Source organism: Alphaproteobacteria bacterium (genome assembly GCA_037200005.1).
Lineage (GTDB): Bacteria > Pseudomonadota > Alphaproteobacteria > UBA9219 > RFNS01 > JBBCGY01.
The window spans coordinates 1,731,522-1,748,069 of the sequence record JBBCGY010000001.1 but is presented as its reverse complement, the minus strand read 5'-3'; the positions used below and the strand labels follow the sequence as shown (position 1 = coordinate 1,748,069).

9 protein-coding genes are annotated in these 16,548 nt (G+C 58.2%); all 9 read left to right on the top strand.

All coding sequences use genetic code 11. From position 1 onward, the window contains the following. Complete coding sequence (locus tag WDO70_09090) at positions 1–2,103, top strand: polysaccharide pyruvyl transferase family protein (protein ID MEJ0063338.1); 2,103 nt, start codon at positions 1–3, stop codon at positions 2,101–2,103. Continuing rightward, a complete protein-coding gene (locus WDO70_09085; protein ID MEJ0063337.1) occupies positions 2,100–6,599 on the top strand; it encodes a glycosyltransferase in 4,500 nt (1,499 codons plus the stop codon). The genes WDO70_09090 and WDO70_09085 overlap by 4 nt, the downstream gene beginning before the upstream one ends. After that, on the top strand, positions 6,596–7,495 hold the full coding sequence (locus WDO70_09080; GenBank protein MEJ0063336.1) for a glycosyltransferase family 2 protein: 900 nt from the start codon (positions 6,596–6,598) through the stop codon (positions 7,493–7,495). The genes WDO70_09085 and WDO70_09080 overlap by 4 nt, the downstream gene beginning before the upstream one ends. Further along, a complete protein-coding gene (locus WDO70_09075; protein MEJ0063335.1) occupies positions 7,492–9,243 on the top strand; it encodes a hypothetical protein in 1,752 nt (583 codons plus the stop codon). Before WDO70_09080 ends, WDO70_09075 begins: the two co-directional genes overlap by 4 nt. Positions 9,244–9,487: 244 nt before the next feature. Beyond that, positions 9,488–9,793: a hypothetical protein gene (locus WDO70_09070; protein ID MEJ0063334.1), complete on the top strand. Its 306-nt coding sequence runs from the start codon at positions 9,488–9,490 to the stop codon at positions 9,791–9,793. Between the two features lie 14 nt (positions 9,794–9,807). Further along, complete coding sequence (locus WDO70_09065; protein MEJ0063333.1) at positions 9,808–10,809, top strand: glycosyltransferase family 2 protein; 1,002 nt, start codon at positions 9,808–9,810, stop codon at positions 10,807–10,809. Between the two features lie 7 nt (positions 10,810–10,816). Then, entirely contained in the window at positions 10,817–13,474 is a 2,658-nt protein-coding gene (locus tag WDO70_09060; GenBank protein MEJ0063332.1) for a hypothetical protein, read from the top strand. A 374-nt stretch (positions 13,475–13,848) separates the two neighbouring features. Continuing rightward, positions 13,849–14,958: an MBOAT family O-acyltransferase gene (locus WDO70_09055; GenBank protein MEJ0063331.1), complete on the top strand. Its 1,110-nt coding sequence runs from the start codon at positions 13,849–13,851 to the stop codon at positions 14,956–14,958. 3 nt (positions 14,959–14,961) lie between these two features. Then, positions 14,962–16,548 carry a hypothetical protein gene (locus tag WDO70_09050; protein ID MEJ0063330.1) on the top strand — a complete coding sequence of 529 codons (1,587 nt, stop codon included), beginning with the start codon at positions 14,962–14,964 and terminating at the stop codon, positions 16,546–16,548.

Here is a 16,548-nt window from a genome sequence, read left to right as displayed (position 1 = left end):
ATGAAGCCGCGGGTTATTAATTATCAGGTCAATGATGTCTGCGACGCGCGTTGCGTGATGTGCAATATCTGGATGCGCGAGCGCGGCCCGGAACTTACCCCCGGACAGTTCGCGCGCATGCTCTCTGATGACCTGTTCACTGAAGTCAAGGTCTTGGACATCGCCAACGGAGAGCCGACGCTCAAGGAAGATTTAGACCGTTACTACGAAGCCGCCCTCGATGCGCTGCCCAATCTGCGGGAGGGGCGTTTTATCACCAACGGTTTCAGTTCTTCGCGCGCGTTACCCATGCTCGCCAAGGTGCATGCGGCCTATGCGGCGAAAGGCGTTTCCTTCAGCGGCATGGTTTCGATCGACGGAATCGGAGCCGTCCATGATCGCGTTCGCGGTCGGGAAGACGCATTCGCGCGCGCCACCGAGACATTGTTCGGGCTGCGCGACGCGGGCATTCCGGTTATCGCCAGCTGCACCATCGTCAAGGAAAACGTGTATGGGCTTCACGATCTGTTGGACTGGGGCGCCGAGAATAATATCCATGTGCGCTTCCGGGTGGCGGAGCATATCGACCGTCTCTATGTCGATTCATCCAATGCGCAAATCCGCTCGTTCGATGTTCAGGAGACCAAGCATCTGGTCGCATTTTATCACTATCTGATCCATTTTTATGAAACTTCCGAAGAAATTCGCAGAACATATCATTCGATCTTGTCCCTCCTGACCGGGGACATACGGCTGGTCGGCTGTCCCTATCAGAACGCGACGGCGATCAATATCGATTGCGAGGGACGATTTGCCCATTGCGCGCCGCGCGGCGCGCCTCATCCTCTCGGCCATAATCCTTCCCTGGATTTGATGCGCTATGAGCATGAAAGGGCGGAGATCGTCGAAAAGCACTGCCCGTCATGCATTCACGATTATCACGCGGAATGGTCGATTCCGGAAACCGGGAAGCGCAACCGGGCGGAGCAGGCCCGGCCCGCATTGTATGGGCGGCCGATAGCCCTGGAATCCATGGCTGAAACGCCGCATGCGGAAGCTGCGCCCGGCAGCCTGACCCATATTATTCTTGCCGGCTGGTACGGCACGGAAACCGCCGGAGACATCGCCATCCTCGCCGGGATCGTCGGTCAATATGCCGATCGTCATCCCGCCGCCAGATTTACGCTGCTCAGCCTGTTCCCGCGCTATACGGCCCTGACGATTCATGACCTGCCCGACGGTCTTGCCAAGCGGATAAGCGTCGTCGATTATGTCAGCGAAGAGGCGAAATTTGCGGCTGACGAGGCTGGCGCGCTGATTATGGCGGGGGGGCCGCTCATGGATATTCCGCAGACGGAAATGATTGCGTCGCTATTTTCCTATTTTGCCGCTCGCGGCCGTCCCCGCATTGTCGAGGGATGCGGCATCGGCCCGCTGAATGTCGAGCAATATAAAAATAACGTGATCGCCATCGCCCGCCTGGCGACGCAGATTTCCGTGCGCGATCATGACAGCGCGGCGCGCCTTCGCGGCTGGGGAATCTCCAAGCCCATCGGCGTGCGCGACGACCCCGCCCGCGATTATGTTCGCGGCCTGGGAATCCGGTGGCAGGGAAAAGATTCGAAAGTCATCCGCTGCTTCTTGCGCGAGCTGACCTCGGAATATCCGCAGGCCGTGACCTCCGCCCAGGCCGAAGACATCACGGCGGCTTTTCTCCAGCGTCTTTTAGAGCAGTATCCGGATCATGCCATCGAGCTTCTGGCGATGCATTATTTCCCGATCGGGAATGACGACCGGGTCTTCGCGCGCAGGCTCGCCAAGCGCATCGGCAGCGACCGCATCGCCGTCCCGATGGAACCTATGTCGCCGAGCGAGATTATCGAGCGCATGTCGACGGCGGCTTTTTGCGTGTCGATGCGTTTCCATTCCGTCGTCTTCGCCCATACGATCGGCGCGCCGTTCATTGCCGTGGATTATACCGCCGGCGGCAAGATATCCGGATTTCTGCGCGATGCCGGCACGGAAGATCGTTGTTTCGATTTCCAATCCCTTGAAAAAATATCCATGGAGCGCATCGGCGCGCTTACCAGCATGCCCGGCACGGTCGCGGGCGCCGCGCCATGAAATCCATCGCCGTCACGCATGTCAGCACCTATGACTCTCGCGGCGGCGCGGGAATCGCCGCCACCCGGACGCATAAGGCGCTGCGCGCCGCGGGCGTTTCGTCCCGCCATCTGGTGAGGTTCAAATCCGGCAACGACCCGCATACTTACATAGGCGAAGTTCCCGACATCGAGGATGTGCAAGAAGATATCATCGCCCGCGCCGTCCAGGCGGAATATATCGACAAGCGCCGCTCCCCGGTCAGCAATACGCTTTTCTCGCTGGGATATCCCGGCATCGATATCGGACGCCACCCGCTGATCGTCAGAAGCGATGTGATCAATCTCCATTGGGTTACGTCGTTTCTATCCATAGAATCCATCGGCAAGCTGTTGCATGCCGAGCGTCCCGTCGTTTGGACCCTGCACGATCAATGGGCTTTCACGGGCGGTTGCCATTATACGGCGGGCTGCGAGGGCTTCACCGCGCAATGTTCGGCCTGTCCGCAGCTGGAATCCGACCCGGACAATCTGATCGGCGCGCGCCTGGCGGACCGGCGCCATGCTTTTAATGGCGGCGGCCTGACCTTGATCGCGCCGAGCGAATGGATGCGGCAAAGCGCCATGCGCAGCTCGCTGTTCCGTGACGCCGAGATATTCACCATCCCCAATGCCGTGCCGGTCGATATCTTCGCGCCGGGCGACAAGGAAAAAGCGCGCCGGTCCTTGGGCATCGATCCCGCCGTTCCGTGCATTCTCTTCGGCGCCGATAATCATGCGGAGCGCCGGAAGGGATTCTCGATCCTGATGGAGGCGCTCAAGGCGCGGCTGGACGACTCCGCCTCGGCTGCCGCGTTAAAGGCCGCGACGGTGCTTTGTTTCGGGGAACCGGCGCGGGAATTGGTCGAAACGGGACTCCGCATCGTGTCGCTGGGCCGCATCGAGGATCAGCGAAAGCTTCGCACGGCCTATATCGCGGCCGACCTTTTCGTTCTTCCGTCATTGGAAGACAATCTGCCCAATACCGTTCTCGAGGCCCAAGCCTGCGGCATTCCGGTTCTCGCTTTTTCATCCGGCGGCGTTGCCGATGCCGTGCGCCATAACGAGACCGGCTGGCTGGTTCCCGCCGGCGATATCGGCGCCTTGGGCGCATCGATGACGGATATATTGGGCGATGCCGGACGTCTGAAGGCTTGGTCCATGGCCGCTCGGAAATTCGCGGTCGAGAATTTTTCCCCTTCGGTTCAGTCCCGCCGTTACCTGAATGTCTACGAAACGATCCTCCAGCGTTCGGCCAAGGGCGGCCCGCATATTCGCAAGCCGTATAGAAACGATCGGGCGGTCATGGATGTAAGCCGGGGGCCTGCTTTCGACGCTATCTATCCAAGCGTTTCCAGCCATGGCGCCATGCCGGCTTATGTCGATCTGGTCCGGGAGCATCGGCAGACGGAAATCGACCGGTATGCGCGTTCCCGGCAGATCGAGACCTTGACGAGGATGTTGCGAGCCTCCGAAGTGGACCGTTCGGCGCGGGCGGAGCAAATCACGCTGCTCACGCGGATGCTGCATAAATTCGGGGCTGATCGCGGGATGCGAGCGCCGAGGACCGAACCCCTGAGCGCGACGCTGCGCCATGTGATGAAGCATGCTTTCCCTAGTTTCAGGCGGACGGAACAAATCGAAGCGTTAACGCAGACATTGCAGGAATCCGAAAAAGATCGCGCGGCGCGCGCGGAGCAGATCAAGACATTGACGCGGCTGTTGCGGGAATCGGAAGCCAGGCACGCCGTGCGGGAAGAGCAGATTGAATCTCTCGCCCAAACGCTGCGGGAGTCGGAGATCGATCGCGCGGCGCGAGCGGAGCAAATCGATTCTCTCACCGGGGCGTTGCGGAAATCCGAGAAGGATCATACGGCGCGCGCGGAACAAATAGAGACTTTGGCTCGCATGCTGCGGGAATCGGAAGCGGATCGTGCGGCGCGGGCGGAACAAATAGAAACGCTGACCCTGGCATTGCGGGATTCGGAGGCTGACCGCGCGGCGCGCGCGGAGCAGACCGAGATTTTAACCCGCATGCTGCGGGAATCGGAAGATGATCGATTGGCGCGGGCCGGGCAAATCGAGACGCTGAACAGGATATTGAAAGAATCCGAGGCCAAGCCTTTGATAAAAATGCTGCAGGAATCAGAAGATGATCGCACAATGCGGGCGGAACAGATCGAGACATTAACCCGCATGCTGAAGGAATCCGAGATGGACCGCATGATGCGCGCGGAACAAATCGAAGTGCTGACCGGCGCGCTTCAGGAATCCGAAACCGATCGGAACGCGCGGGCGGGCCAAGCCGAAATGCTGGCTTTAACGCTCCGGGAATCGGAAACGGACCGCACGGCGCGCGCGGGGCAGATCGAGACATTGACCCGCATGCTGCAGGAATCGGAGGATGATCGATTGGCGAGGTCGCGGCAAATAGAGGCGCTGACCGATATGTTGCGGGAATCGGAAGCCAGCCGCGTGGCGCAAGCCGAAGAAATCGAGGCGCTCGCCGGCGCGCTGAAGGAAGCGGGAGACCGGGTGCTTATGCAGAGGCTGCGGGAATCCGAGGCCGACCGCGATGCGAGGATAGAGCAGAATGAGAGTTTGATGCGCATGCTGGGAGCATCCGAATCTCATGGAGCGGCGCGGGAGGAACAGATCGAGGCGGCGAACCTGATATTACGGGAGATGGAAGCCGATTGCGCGGCGCGGGCCAAGCAGATCGAGGCGATGCAAGCGGCCATGAATACATTATCCGCCCGCCCGCTGATGCGCTGGATGCTGCGCTTGGTCGACTGGCCCGAACTGAAAAACTGGCAAAACGGCGTGGATCGAGCGGTTCAGAGATCTCTTCGAACGATTGCGGTGGATTTGACCCCGATACTCCCCGGCGGCGAGAATGGCGGCGCAAAGATTTTCGTGCTCAAATTGCTGCAGCATCTGGCGGAAATGGCGCCTCAGACGCAGTTTGTGCTGCTGACGCAGGCCGCTTCGCACGAAGAATTAACGACGCTGGATCGTCCCAACATGCGGCGTCTTATGGCGATCGGTCCCGCCCAGACATCCCTTCGGCGTCGCGGAGTGGCTTTGGCCCTGCGCGTGATGCCCCGTTTGCCCGCGAGACTGAAAGCCGCCGCGGGCCGGTTGGGTTATAGCTTGAATGCGGCTCTCAAGCGTGGCCGCGCGGCTACGTTATTGCGCGATATTAATGCCGATTTGCTGTTCTGTCCTTTCACGGCCCCCACTTATTATGAGCCGGGAATTCCGACCGTTTGCACGATTTACGATCTGCAATATAAAGCCTATCCGGAATTCTTTCCTGCCGAGGATATCATCCATCGAGACCGCGCGTTTATGGAGGCTTGCCGACGGGCGAGCGCTCTGGCGGCGATTTCCGATTATTCGCGCGTTGACGCTATTGCCTATGGAGGCCTCGATCCAGCGCGCATCCGCACCATCTATTTGCGCATGGCGCAACGCATGGCGCCGGCGACGGAGAATGGCAAGAACGTATTGGACCGCCTTGGCCTCGCGCCGCAGCGGTATCTCATTTATCCCGCCAATTTCTGGAAGCATAAAAATCATGAAATTCTGCTCACGGCCTTTGGCATGGCTTGCCGGGCGGGGCTGCCGCCGGATATCAAGCTGGTCTGCACCGGCGCGCCGGGGGAACGCCAAAAGTGGCTGATGAGCGCGGCCCGCATGATGAATATGGCCGACCGGATTCTTTTTCCAGGCTATCTGCCGCATGCGGAGCTGGCGGCATTGATGGCCCATTCCGGCGGCGTGGTGTTTCCTTCGCTTTATGAAGGATTTGGCCTGCCGGTGATCGAGGCGATGGCCGCGGGCGTTCCGGCCGCTTGCAGCAATACCACGTCGCTTCCCGAAGTGGCCGCTCACGCCGCCATATTTTTCGATCCCCGCATTCCGGCCCAAATTGCCGAAGCGATGGTTGCGCTGGTGGGAGACGAAGCCTTGCGCGCGCAATTCATCCAGGCAGGACGGCAGCGCGCCGCCGAATTTTCAGACTCGGAGAGCATGGCGAGGGAATATTGGGACCTCTTTCAGTATGCCGTGACAAACAAAGAGCACAGGAATATGCTCACCGGCGCTTATGCCGATGGCTGGGCTGGTCCCGCCCTGAATATACAGGTCGCGCCCGCCGTCAGCGAGCAAAATTTAAGAATTGAATTCTCCGTTCCCGCATGGCTGCCGCAATCCAGCCTTAAAATTCAGGCCAGTTTCGACGGAAAGCCCAGGGGCGTTCCCTTTGAAGTGGTTCGCGGCTCGAATGCGGTTTGGTCGATGCCGCTGAGACTCGCAGGCGGATATTACGAAGTCAGGCTTGCGCCGACGTTCGTTCCCGCTCATTCGGGACACGGCGACGATCAGCGCGAGCTTTCGGGCATGCTGCACCGATGCAGCATCGAGCGCGCCGACGGCGAATGCATCGAATTGTTCCCTCAGAAAGTTTCCGCATGAAGATCAGTGTCGTGACACCTTCTTTCAATCAAGGCCAATTCATCGAACGCACATTGCGAAGCGTGGCCGATCAGGCGGGTGCCGATATAGAGCATGTGGTTTTCGATGGGGGCAGTACGGACGGCACGGTCGACATACTCAGGAATTTCAGTCCGCCGGTGCGCTGGGTGTCCGCAAGGGATAAAGGGCAAACCGACGCGGTGAATAAAGGCATCCGCGCCACCGATGGGGAGATCATAGGCTGGCTGAATTCCGATGATATTTATTATCCCGGCGCGTTTGCCCGGGTTGCCGCCTTCTTCGCCGCGCACCCCGATATCGACGTGGTGTACGGCATGGCCGATCATATCGATCTGGAAGACCGTGCTTTCGAGTCCTATCCTTCCGAACCCTGGGATTTCGAACGGCTGAAGGAAACCTGCTTCATTTGCCAGCCGGCACTATTCTTCCGGCGCCGGGTCGTGGAAAAGCACGGGCTGCTCGACGAATTCCTCAATTATTGCATGGATTACGAATTCTGGCTGCGGCTGGGCAAGGCAGGCGCGCGTTTCGCCTATCTTGAGGAGAAGCTGGCCGGCTCCAGACTCTATGCCGACAATAAGACTCTGGGCGCCAGGGTGAAGGTCCACAAAGAAATCAACGATATGCTCAAGAAGCATTTCGGCAAAGTGCCGGACCGATGGCTATTCAACTATGCGCATGCCGTGGTCGAGAGCGGCGTTAACAGGCGTGAGCGCCCGCGCTGGTTCGTCATGAGGCTGCTGGCTTCTTCCATCGGCGCGGCCTGGCGCTGGAACGGAAAAATCTCCGCCGCCATGCAGACCAAGCTGATGCAATGGGGCATACAGGAAAGCCGCGCCGCCGCGGCGAAATATTTTGCGCGCAGGGGCATATGATCAGCTTCGGGCCGGGAATTTTTTGGACAAGCCTTGCTGCCGTCGCCGCCGTTCTTTCGCTGGCGACGTTGATCGGCCGCGCATGGAGCAGGGCGTTTCCTTACAAATTACAAGCCCTGGCCGGTTTCTACCTCGCGCCTGTGCTGGGCCTGGCTACATTAACGATTATCGCTAGCCTGGCCGGGCGGTTCGTGCCGCTGGGCAATGCGATCGCCATACCGCTTATGACCGTCTCGCTGCTGGTTTATCTGCTCATCCGCGAGCGCCATGCCGGCCAGGCGCTGTATCACGTCCTTATGGTCAGCGTTTTCGGCATCGCCTGCGGCGCGAGCATGCTTGGTCCGCTGTTCGTCGACGGAGGATTCAACTCCCATAATGATGCGTTCACCTATCTGACCCACGGCAGATGGCTCCAGGATCATGCGTTCGGGGACGCCATCCCCGATGACCAGATCACGCCGCAAAATACGCAGATAGCGCTCTATCAGCAGGCCGGTCTTCGGATGGGCGCGTCATTTCTGCTTGCTCTCTTTCAGTCGCTGCTCAATTTGCGCTGGTCGTATGAAGTGTATCCTGCAGTCGTCATTGCCGCCATTGCAGTCTGCTGTCTGGCGATAGGCTTCCCGCTGGCGCGGACGCTGCGCTCCATGCGACGCGGTGTGCGGCTGGCGCTGCTTGCTTTTCCGGCATTCAGTCTCGGCGGGCTGGTATTCGGCGCCAATCTGGGGTTCATGCCGCAAGTCGTCGGCATGGCGATGGGGGCCGGCCTGCTCTTTATGCTCGGCCCGGTCTATCGGTGGATCGCTGTGGCCGAACTTCGATGGCCGTCCATGGCGAAAACGGCATTTCCGGGTGCCGCGCTTCTCGCAGGAATGATTTTCTCCTATTCCGAGATCGCGCCCTTCATGCTGGCCGCCGTTTTCGGCAGCGGCTTCCTGATGGCTTTCCGGTTCCGCGCCTGGAAGAAAACTCTTGTCTTCGGCGCTGCGCTGGCGGGGATTGCCGGTGTGTTACTCAACACGGAGCTTGCGCGAACATACGCCGCGCTGCGCGGACAAGCGAGTGTCGTCGTCGGGTCGCCCGTGGATTGGAGTCCGCTCGGCTATCTCGCCCACGCATTCGGCGTTCATGGCGGAGCATGGGACGGCTATCAATGGACGTCGCCGGGGGAAAACCGGCCCTCTGTCCTATGGGGCTGGCTTGGCGCTTGTTGCGCTGATAGCGGGGCTTTGTCTCGCCAGGATGCGTCTTGTGTGGCGCGCCACGATAGACGGACCGCTCATGCCCGCCGCTGCGGCGCTGGCCGTTTTTACGGCGGGCATTCTTTATTTCCGGTATGCCGTACCGTCGCCTTTTCCGAAAGGAATGGGGCAAAGCTGGAGTCAATTCAAGCTGGCGGATTGGGCGCATCCGTTCGCTGTGGCGCTGGTTCTCATGGTGGCCGCGGGTTTGCGGCCGCGGCGCGGAAATTTGTCCGGCAAATGGTTCGATGGCGCGGTCATGACATTTTTCGCAGTCGGCATGATCAGCGCCGCCTGGATCGGCGTGGCGCGCACCAGGCCGTTTATGGACTATTACAGCGGCGTGAAGAATATGGATCGCTTCTATCTCGAGTTCAGGAATACGGTGCTCGCCGCATGTCCGAGCGACGCGACGATTTATCTGGCGCTTGGCGGAGAGCACCACAAATTCAGGCAGATGGCGATGGTTTATCTGTACGACAGGGCGGTCGCATCAGACTGGACTGATGACGGGTATATATATCCCAGGCTACTGGAAAAACGCAGAAAGCAGGAATTGGCGGCAGGAAGCTGCGTGGTGGAGCCGATGGGAGACAACAGCTGGCTAAAGCAGTCTACGCCAATCGGGCCATTCCGGATCGGCATTTTCGATGGCCGCGGGCTCGTTAAAATTACGTCGGTAACGGGTGCCCATGACCGCGAAAGCGATGGAAAAAATTGGTGGCATTGGGTGGAACGCAAGGCGAGCTTCATGTTGCAGCCGGAATTTGTTGCCGGAAATATGACGAAAACCCATCTGCGTTTTGAATATGCCACGCGCGGAAAGCAGAATTTGACATTGCGTGTCGCGCAACGTGACGGAACGATCAAGGAAAATATCATACCAAGCGATGGCGGCGCGTCCGTGACTTTCGAAGCCATTCTCGATACACCGCCCGCCGATCTTGCCGAAATGAGCATCGAGACAGACGGCGCCGCATCGCCGCTCGGCGGCGGCGATCCGCGCATGGCGGCGTGGACGGTACGGAATGTCTCTATCGATCCGGTTTCACCCTAGCCCGGCATGACAGAATGAAACTCATCATCCAGATACCATGCTATAACGAGGCCGGCACGCTGGCCATAACGCTTGCGGCGCTGCCTCGCCAGGTTCCGGGCTTCAAGACCGTCGAATGGCTGGTGGTCGATGACGGAAGCCATGACGCCACCGTCCGCGTGGCGCAAGAAAACGGCGTGCATCATGTGGTTCGTCATCCCCGGAATCAGGGACTCGCGCGCGCTTTCATGACTGGGCTGAATGCCTGTTTGCGCCTTGGCGCGGATGTGATCGTCAACACCGACGCCGACAACCAGTACCACGCGGATGACATTCCGGCCTTGACCGTCCCGATACTGGAGCGGCGGGCGGAGATTGTCGTCGGTGCCCGGCCGATTGCCGCGATCGAGCATTTTTCGCCGGTGAAAAAGCTGCTTCAGAGGCTTGGAAGCTGGGTGGTGCGCGTCGCGAGCGGAACCGATATTCCCGACGCGCCAAGCGGATTTCGCGCCATATCGCGCAAGGCGGCGCAGTGGCTGGTGGTCTTCAATAGCCATACTTACACGCTGGAGACCATTATCCAGGCGGGACAGAAAAACATGGCGATCGTCTCGGTGCCGGTGCGGGTCAATGAAGACTTGCGACCGTCGCGGCTGATTAAAAGCATTCCGTCCTATATCAAGCGCAGCATCGTCACCATTATCCGTATTTTCGTCATCTATCGGCCTTTCCGTTTTTTTGGAATGATCGGTGGATTTTTATTCGGCCTCGGCTTTTTGATCGGTGTGCGGTTTGTATGGCTGTCCCTCGATGGCTATGGCGGCGGCCATGTGCAGTCTCTGATTCTGGCTGCGGTGCTGCTGGTGGCGGGATTCCAGACTATCCTTGTCGCTTTTCTGGCCGACCTACTCGCGGCCAATCGCATGCTGCTGGAGGATGTGCGCTTCAGGCTGAGAGCCGGCAGCGAAGCGGATGTCATCTTAGACCGCCCGATCAGCCATTTCGCGAAGCGATCCGGCGACGCGGATATATTATGAGGAATCGATGAACCATCGACGGAAGTCCCCAGGATCGGTCATAACGACAGTTGCCGCCGCGCTTCTCGCGTTCGGCTTCGTCATGTCTTTTTACGGCGCAATTCCGTTCATGGGGACGCCGACATTAATGCAGGCGGTATGGACGACGGGTTTTTCCCAGTCGTTCCTGAATGATTCCATTTTTTCGATTTACGCGAAGAATCTCGGCGTTCCAGAACCCGCGGCGATTTCATTCGGGCTGGCGGGAGCATGGCCTGCGGCCTTGCTCATGGCGGCGGGGCTGCATGCGGCCGACGCTTATTCCGTCATGGTCATTCTTTGGAGCGCTCTGGCTTTCTTCGGCGCATATAGGATCGCGACAATGCTCGACGTCGCGCCGTTTACTGCGATCCTCGGCGCCGTGCTTTGGATGAGCATGCCTGTTGTATGGGGCCATATCGGCTATTCGATGCTGGCGCTGGGCTTCGCCTTGCTGCCCTTTTATGCCTGGACGGCTTTGCGGCTTTTCCTTCGGCGTAAAAAAAACCTGTATGCCATCTGCGGAGATGCCGGCTTATTCATGTTCGCTTGCCTTATCTCGGTATTCATGGATGGGTACAGTTTCGTGATGTTCGCGGCCGGAACGGGCATCATGGGAGCTTCCATCTTCATCCGGGTTCGCGATCTTCGCCGGTATCTTGCCTGTTTTGCCTTTCCGGCATGGCTTTGCGGCTTTGCGGCGGCTTATCTGCTATATTCGGCCTATCTGGGGAAACCGCAATTCGATGCTTCGTCAATAGACGAGTTTCGGGAATTTAGCGCCGATCTTGTTTTTTTTCTTATTCCCACGCGCGGTTCGCATTGGTTCTTTGATTGGCTGGGACTGAGCGTTCCGCGTTCTACGAAGGAATTTTTTGGCGGCGTCGATGACTGGAGAACGACGTTCTGCCTGCCGGTTATTCTCGCGGGTTTATGGGCGTGGTGGCGCGTAAGATCGCAGGCAGCGCTGGCCGCAGGATTCCTTCTGGTCGCGCTCTTCGGATTATATATGGCGCTGGGGCCATCGTTGAAGATCAACGCGGTCAAGCCCGAGGGACGGCCCGATATGCAAATGTCGAGGGAATATGCCGTCGCGCCCACAGGATCGGCCTGGATATCCATGCATGTCCCGGGTTTCAAGAATATGCGCGCAAGCTGCCGCTGGACCGCCCTGGGCGTTCTCGGATTATGGGCGCTGGTCATGCTCGCGGCCGCGAAACAGAATCGCGCGAACGCCTTCTTGCCCATCGTCGTCGTGGCGGTCTTGATTCTCTTCAATCTGCCTCATGTGGGTCAAAAATGGCGGAGGAGCATGGCCAACAGGAATGAATTCCACCGTATCGATTCCGATTTGGTGGAGCCGATGAGAAACTCTTTGCGGCCGGACGAGATGGTGGCGTTTCTTCCGTATCAGAACGACTTTACGATCAATTATCTCGCGTCCCGGCTGGGCATCCGAACCTATAATATCGGCGGCGACAAGAATCTCGCGGAGGCCATGAGGCATTGGCCGCAGACCATGCGCGAATTCCATATGAATGAAGTGGATGGCGGCTTTGCGGACCGGGTGTTCGATCTTCTGGCATATAAGGAGGCCGATGCCGCCGTATTGTTATATCTCGACGCCATACAGGATAATCCGTGGTACACGATTAAATTCAAGGCGGCGCTTGCGCCCGTTATCGAGACGCTGAAAGCGTCGCAATGCGTCGAATTGACCGAGCGTCCCTATTATGCGGTCGTGAGGCTCAAGCCGGGTCCGGTGGCCGGCAGATGTTCCTTGGCTCACAGCATCGTCAGGATCGCCTCGACCTCGGGCGCTCATAATCGGGAAGGCGATGAAAAACGCTGGTGGCATTGGGTCGAGCGCAAGGTAAGCTTCAAATTGCAGCCCATGTTCATTGCCGAGGGCATGAACCGGACGCGGCTACGCTTCGAATATTTGACGCGCGGAAAACAGACACTGACGCTGCGCATCGCCGGGCGCGATGGATTGAGCCGCGACAGCGTGCTGTATAGCGAAGGCGCTGCGCCCATGACATTCGACGAAGTGCTCGATGCGGCCCCCGCCGATCTGGCGGAGATTAGCATCGAAACCGATAGCGCCGCATCGCCGCTCGGCAGCGGCGATCCGCGTCTGGCGGCATGGAACATCTATGACATGGACATTACGCCTCTGGAACGGAGCGACGAATCAGATCAAGCGGTGGCGGCGGGCTCGTCGCCGTCCGGCATTTTGCCGCATCAAGGGACGGTTCGGCTTATCTCCGCGGCGGGGGCGCATGATCGCGAAAGCGATGGCCGCGACTGGTGGCAGTGGGTGGAGCGGGCGGTGAATTTCAGATTGCAGCCCCTGTTCATGCCGAGCGGCGCGACTCGAACGAAACTGCGCTTTGAATATTCGACGCGCGGAAAGCAAGCATTGACGTTGAGCCTGATCCGGCGCGACGGCTCGCGCTATCAGACGCAGATGCAAAGCCAAGGCGATGTTCCGGAGATATTCGAAAAGATCGTCGATGTGCCGCCCCTCGAGCTTTCCGCACTTGTCATCGAGACCGATGGCGCGGCGTCGCCTCTGGGCAACGGCGATCCGCGTCTGGCGGCATGGATGGTGCGGAACGTGACCGTCAGTCCCCTATCACCCTGATTAATCCGATGCTGTTCACCTCGCCGATCTTCCTGTTCATTTTCCTGCCGGTGTTTCTGGCCGCATATTACTTGGCTCCCCGTTCCATATATTTCAAAAACTGCGTCGCGCTCGCCGGAAGCATGATTTTCTTCGCCTGGGGGGAGCCAATTTTTGTTTTCGCCCTTCTTGGCGGCACCTACATTGACTACAAGGTGTCGCTTGCGGTGGCCCCTCGATCGCGAATAATTCAGCGATGGAAAAAATTGATTCTCGCGGCGGCGGTTTGTTTTGACGTCACGGCCCTCATTATTTCTAAATATCTGAATTTTATCGTCACAGAAATTGCCGCGCCCCTTGAAGCCTGGCTGCATATAAAGGTGTCGGCTCCCTCCATGCCGCTCCTGCTGGGCATTTCCTTTATCACGTTCCACAGGATCAGCTATCTGGTCGACAGCTATAAGGGCCGCGCCGTGCCGCCGCGCGGTTTCCTCGATTGCGCGCTGTATATCTTCCTCTTTCCGCAATTGATCGCCGGGCCCATTATCCGGTATCACGATATCGGCGAGCAGATTCATGACCGCAAGCATACCGTGGAAGGGTTTCTCGCGGGGTTTTTCCGGTTTAGCGTCGGTCTGGCCAAGAAATTGATTATCGCCGATCCGCTGGGTCTTGTTGTCGATAAGATATTCGATTATCCGGCGGGACAAACTTCTTTCATGTTCGCGTGGGGAGGAATCATCGCCTACACGCTTCAGATTTATTTTGATTTTTCGGGCTATTCCGACATGGCTCTCGGGCTGGGCCGCATGATGGGGTTCCGATTTCCGGAGAATTTCAACCGCCCTTATATTTCCCGGAGCGTCACCGAATTCTGGACCCGGTGGCACATATCTCTTTCAAACTGGATGCGCCTGTATTTATACATACCCTTGGGCGGCAACCGGCTGTCCGTGGCGCGAACCTATGCCAATCTTTGGATCGTATTTCTCATCTCGGGAATTTGGCATGGCGCGAGCTGGAATTTTGTAGCCTGGGGCGCTTATTACGGTTTCTTCCTCAGTCTCGAACGCGCGGTTGTCTCAAGCGCCTTGTCGCGAATCTCTGTGCCTGGCGCGTTGCGTCACGTTCTGACCCTCTTGATCGTAATCGTGGGCTGGGTGTTTTTCCGCTCGCCTTCGCTGAATTATGCCACAGGCTATATCGGGACGATGTTCGGCCTGAAAACTTCGGCGGTGGCGGATATGCCGCCGTGGGGGATGATTTTCGGCAACCGCGCGCTCGCCACCATGATAGCGGCGTCGTTTCTCGCTTGCTCCACATTGCCCCGATCATGGCGTCCGTATCCCAAGTCTTTACAGGCGGCCTGGACCGGAGTCGTGACCTCGGCGGGGGGGCTGCGGGCGGCAGGATTGCAATTCGTCGCCAGTTTGCTGCTCCTTGTCATATCGGCGGCGGCGCTCGTCAGTTCCGATTATACCCCGTTCCTTTATTTCCGGTTTTGATCGATGAGCCGCGTTTCCAAATTTGCCGAGAGTGCGCTTTGCGTTCTTGTGGTAGCCATATTGGCCTTGCCGATGGGGCAATGGCTTGCGCCGTTTGCGCCCGAAGCGCCTCCCTTGTATGGCTATACAGATAAAATTCCTGATCGGCCGGCATCCATCATCGAGAGTTTTTTCGACAAATCCTTGCAGCGGTGGGCCGAGAAATATTTCGACGTTCATTTGGGCTTCCGGGTGTCCCTCATACGAAGCTTCAACGAAGTCAATTTCAGGATTTTCCGCGAAGCGCCCCGATTGCATTTGCTGTCCACCAGGGCGCGCGGCCTATACAGCAGCATGCCGCTCGATAGCCTCAATAACGAAATCGCGCACAAGGAAGAACTGGAAAGCAAATACCAGGAGGAAGCGCAGAAGCTGCTTCAATTGCAGAAGGTATTCGAGAGGCAGGGGAAATATTTCACGGTCGTGATCGCCAGCAGCAAACCGTATGTTTATCCGGATGGGCTGGGCAGCCGCTATCTTGCCGGAGGCAGCGCCGATATCTTCAATCGCGCGGCGAGTTTCGGCAATGCCATCAAATCCGTCGGCGTCAACGTTATTGATTCCGGGCCGGAACTGCGCAAATTCGTCGAGACGTCGGGATTGGAAACGCATTCCGCATCCGGGGTTCACTGGAATTATTACGCCGGCTGCATGATCGCGGCCCAACTTCTCGATCAGAGCCGGCAGCGCCAGTTTCCCGCGATGCCGAAACTTGATTGCGGCGCTCCGCAGCTTGGCGCGCCTCATATGATCGACGTTGACGGTTATAATTTGCTCAATATCTGGTCTGATGCCGGTTTGCTGCGGCCTACCATTTATCCGTCCCTCGTGCCGCTGCGGGAAATAGCGTGGCGGCCGAGCATCGTCTTCATCGGCGACAGTTTTTCCGACCAGATGCGCTATGCGCTCGAGGAGACGAATATTTATTCCCGCATGGTCATGTCCGGCTATTTTCGCGAACGCCTGGTCGATGATCGCATGAACGGCAAGAAGAGTTTCGAAGATGTCACGACGGACGAGGCCGCGGTGCGCGCCGAACTGGCGGAAGATGTCGCGGCAAGCGACATCATTATTCTCGAGATGACGGATTATAATGTTTCGAGATGGGGCTACGGATTCGCCGATTATGTTTTGAAAAATACCTTGCTGACCCATGGATTAATCCGGATTGCGGCGGTAACCGGCGCGCATGGTCGCGAGAGCGATGGCCAGAACTGGTGGCATTGGGTGGAACGTAAAATAAACTTTAAGCTGCAGCCTCTCTCCATTCCCAAGGGAGCGGAACAGACAAAATTGCGTTTTGAATATGGCATGCGCAATGGCCGCGCCTTAACGCTTCGTATCGTCAAGCATGACGGCTCGAACCAAATAATTACGCTGCAGAAAGGCAGCGATCGTGCTGTATTTGAGAGGATTGTCGATGTGCCGGCCGCCCAGCTTGCCGAAATCAGTCTCGAAACCGATGGCGTTGCCTCGCCTCTCGGCGATAATGATCCCCGCGTCGCAGCGTGGATTATCCGCAATGTAACCATTGAACCGGTCTCACCCTGA

Coding starts and splice junctions, on each gene's coding strand:
- WDO70_09090 (MEJ0063338.1), top strand. CDS start 1: ATGAAGCCGCGGGTTATTAATTATCAGGTCAATGATGTCTGCGACGCG.
- WDO70_09085 (MEJ0063337.1), top strand. CDS start 2,100: ATGAAATCCATCGCCGTCACGCATGTCAGCACCTATGACTCTCGCGGC.
- WDO70_09080 (MEJ0063336.1), top strand. CDS start 6,596: ATGAAGATCAGTGTCGTGACACCTTCTTTCAATCAAGGCCAATTCATC.
- WDO70_09075 (MEJ0063335.1), top strand. CDS start 7,492: ATGATCAGCTTCGGGCCGGGAATTTTTTGGACAAGCCTTGCTGCCGTC.
- WDO70_09070 (MEJ0063334.1), top strand. CDS start 9,488: ATGTTGCAGCCGGAATTTGTTGCCGGAAATATGACGAAAACCCATCTG.
- WDO70_09065 (MEJ0063333.1), top strand. CDS start 9,808: ATGAAACTCATCATCCAGATACCATGCTATAACGAGGCCGGCACGCTG.
- WDO70_09060 (MEJ0063332.1), top strand. CDS start 10,817: ATGAACCATCGACGGAAGTCCCCAGGATCGGTCATAACGACAGTTGCC.
- WDO70_09055 (MEJ0063331.1), top strand. CDS start 13,849: ATGCCGCTCCTGCTGGGCATTTCCTTTATCACGTTCCACAGGATCAGC.
- WDO70_09050 (MEJ0063330.1), top strand. CDS start 14,962: ATGAGCCGCGTTTCCAAATTTGCCGAGAGTGCGCTTTGCGTTCTTGTG.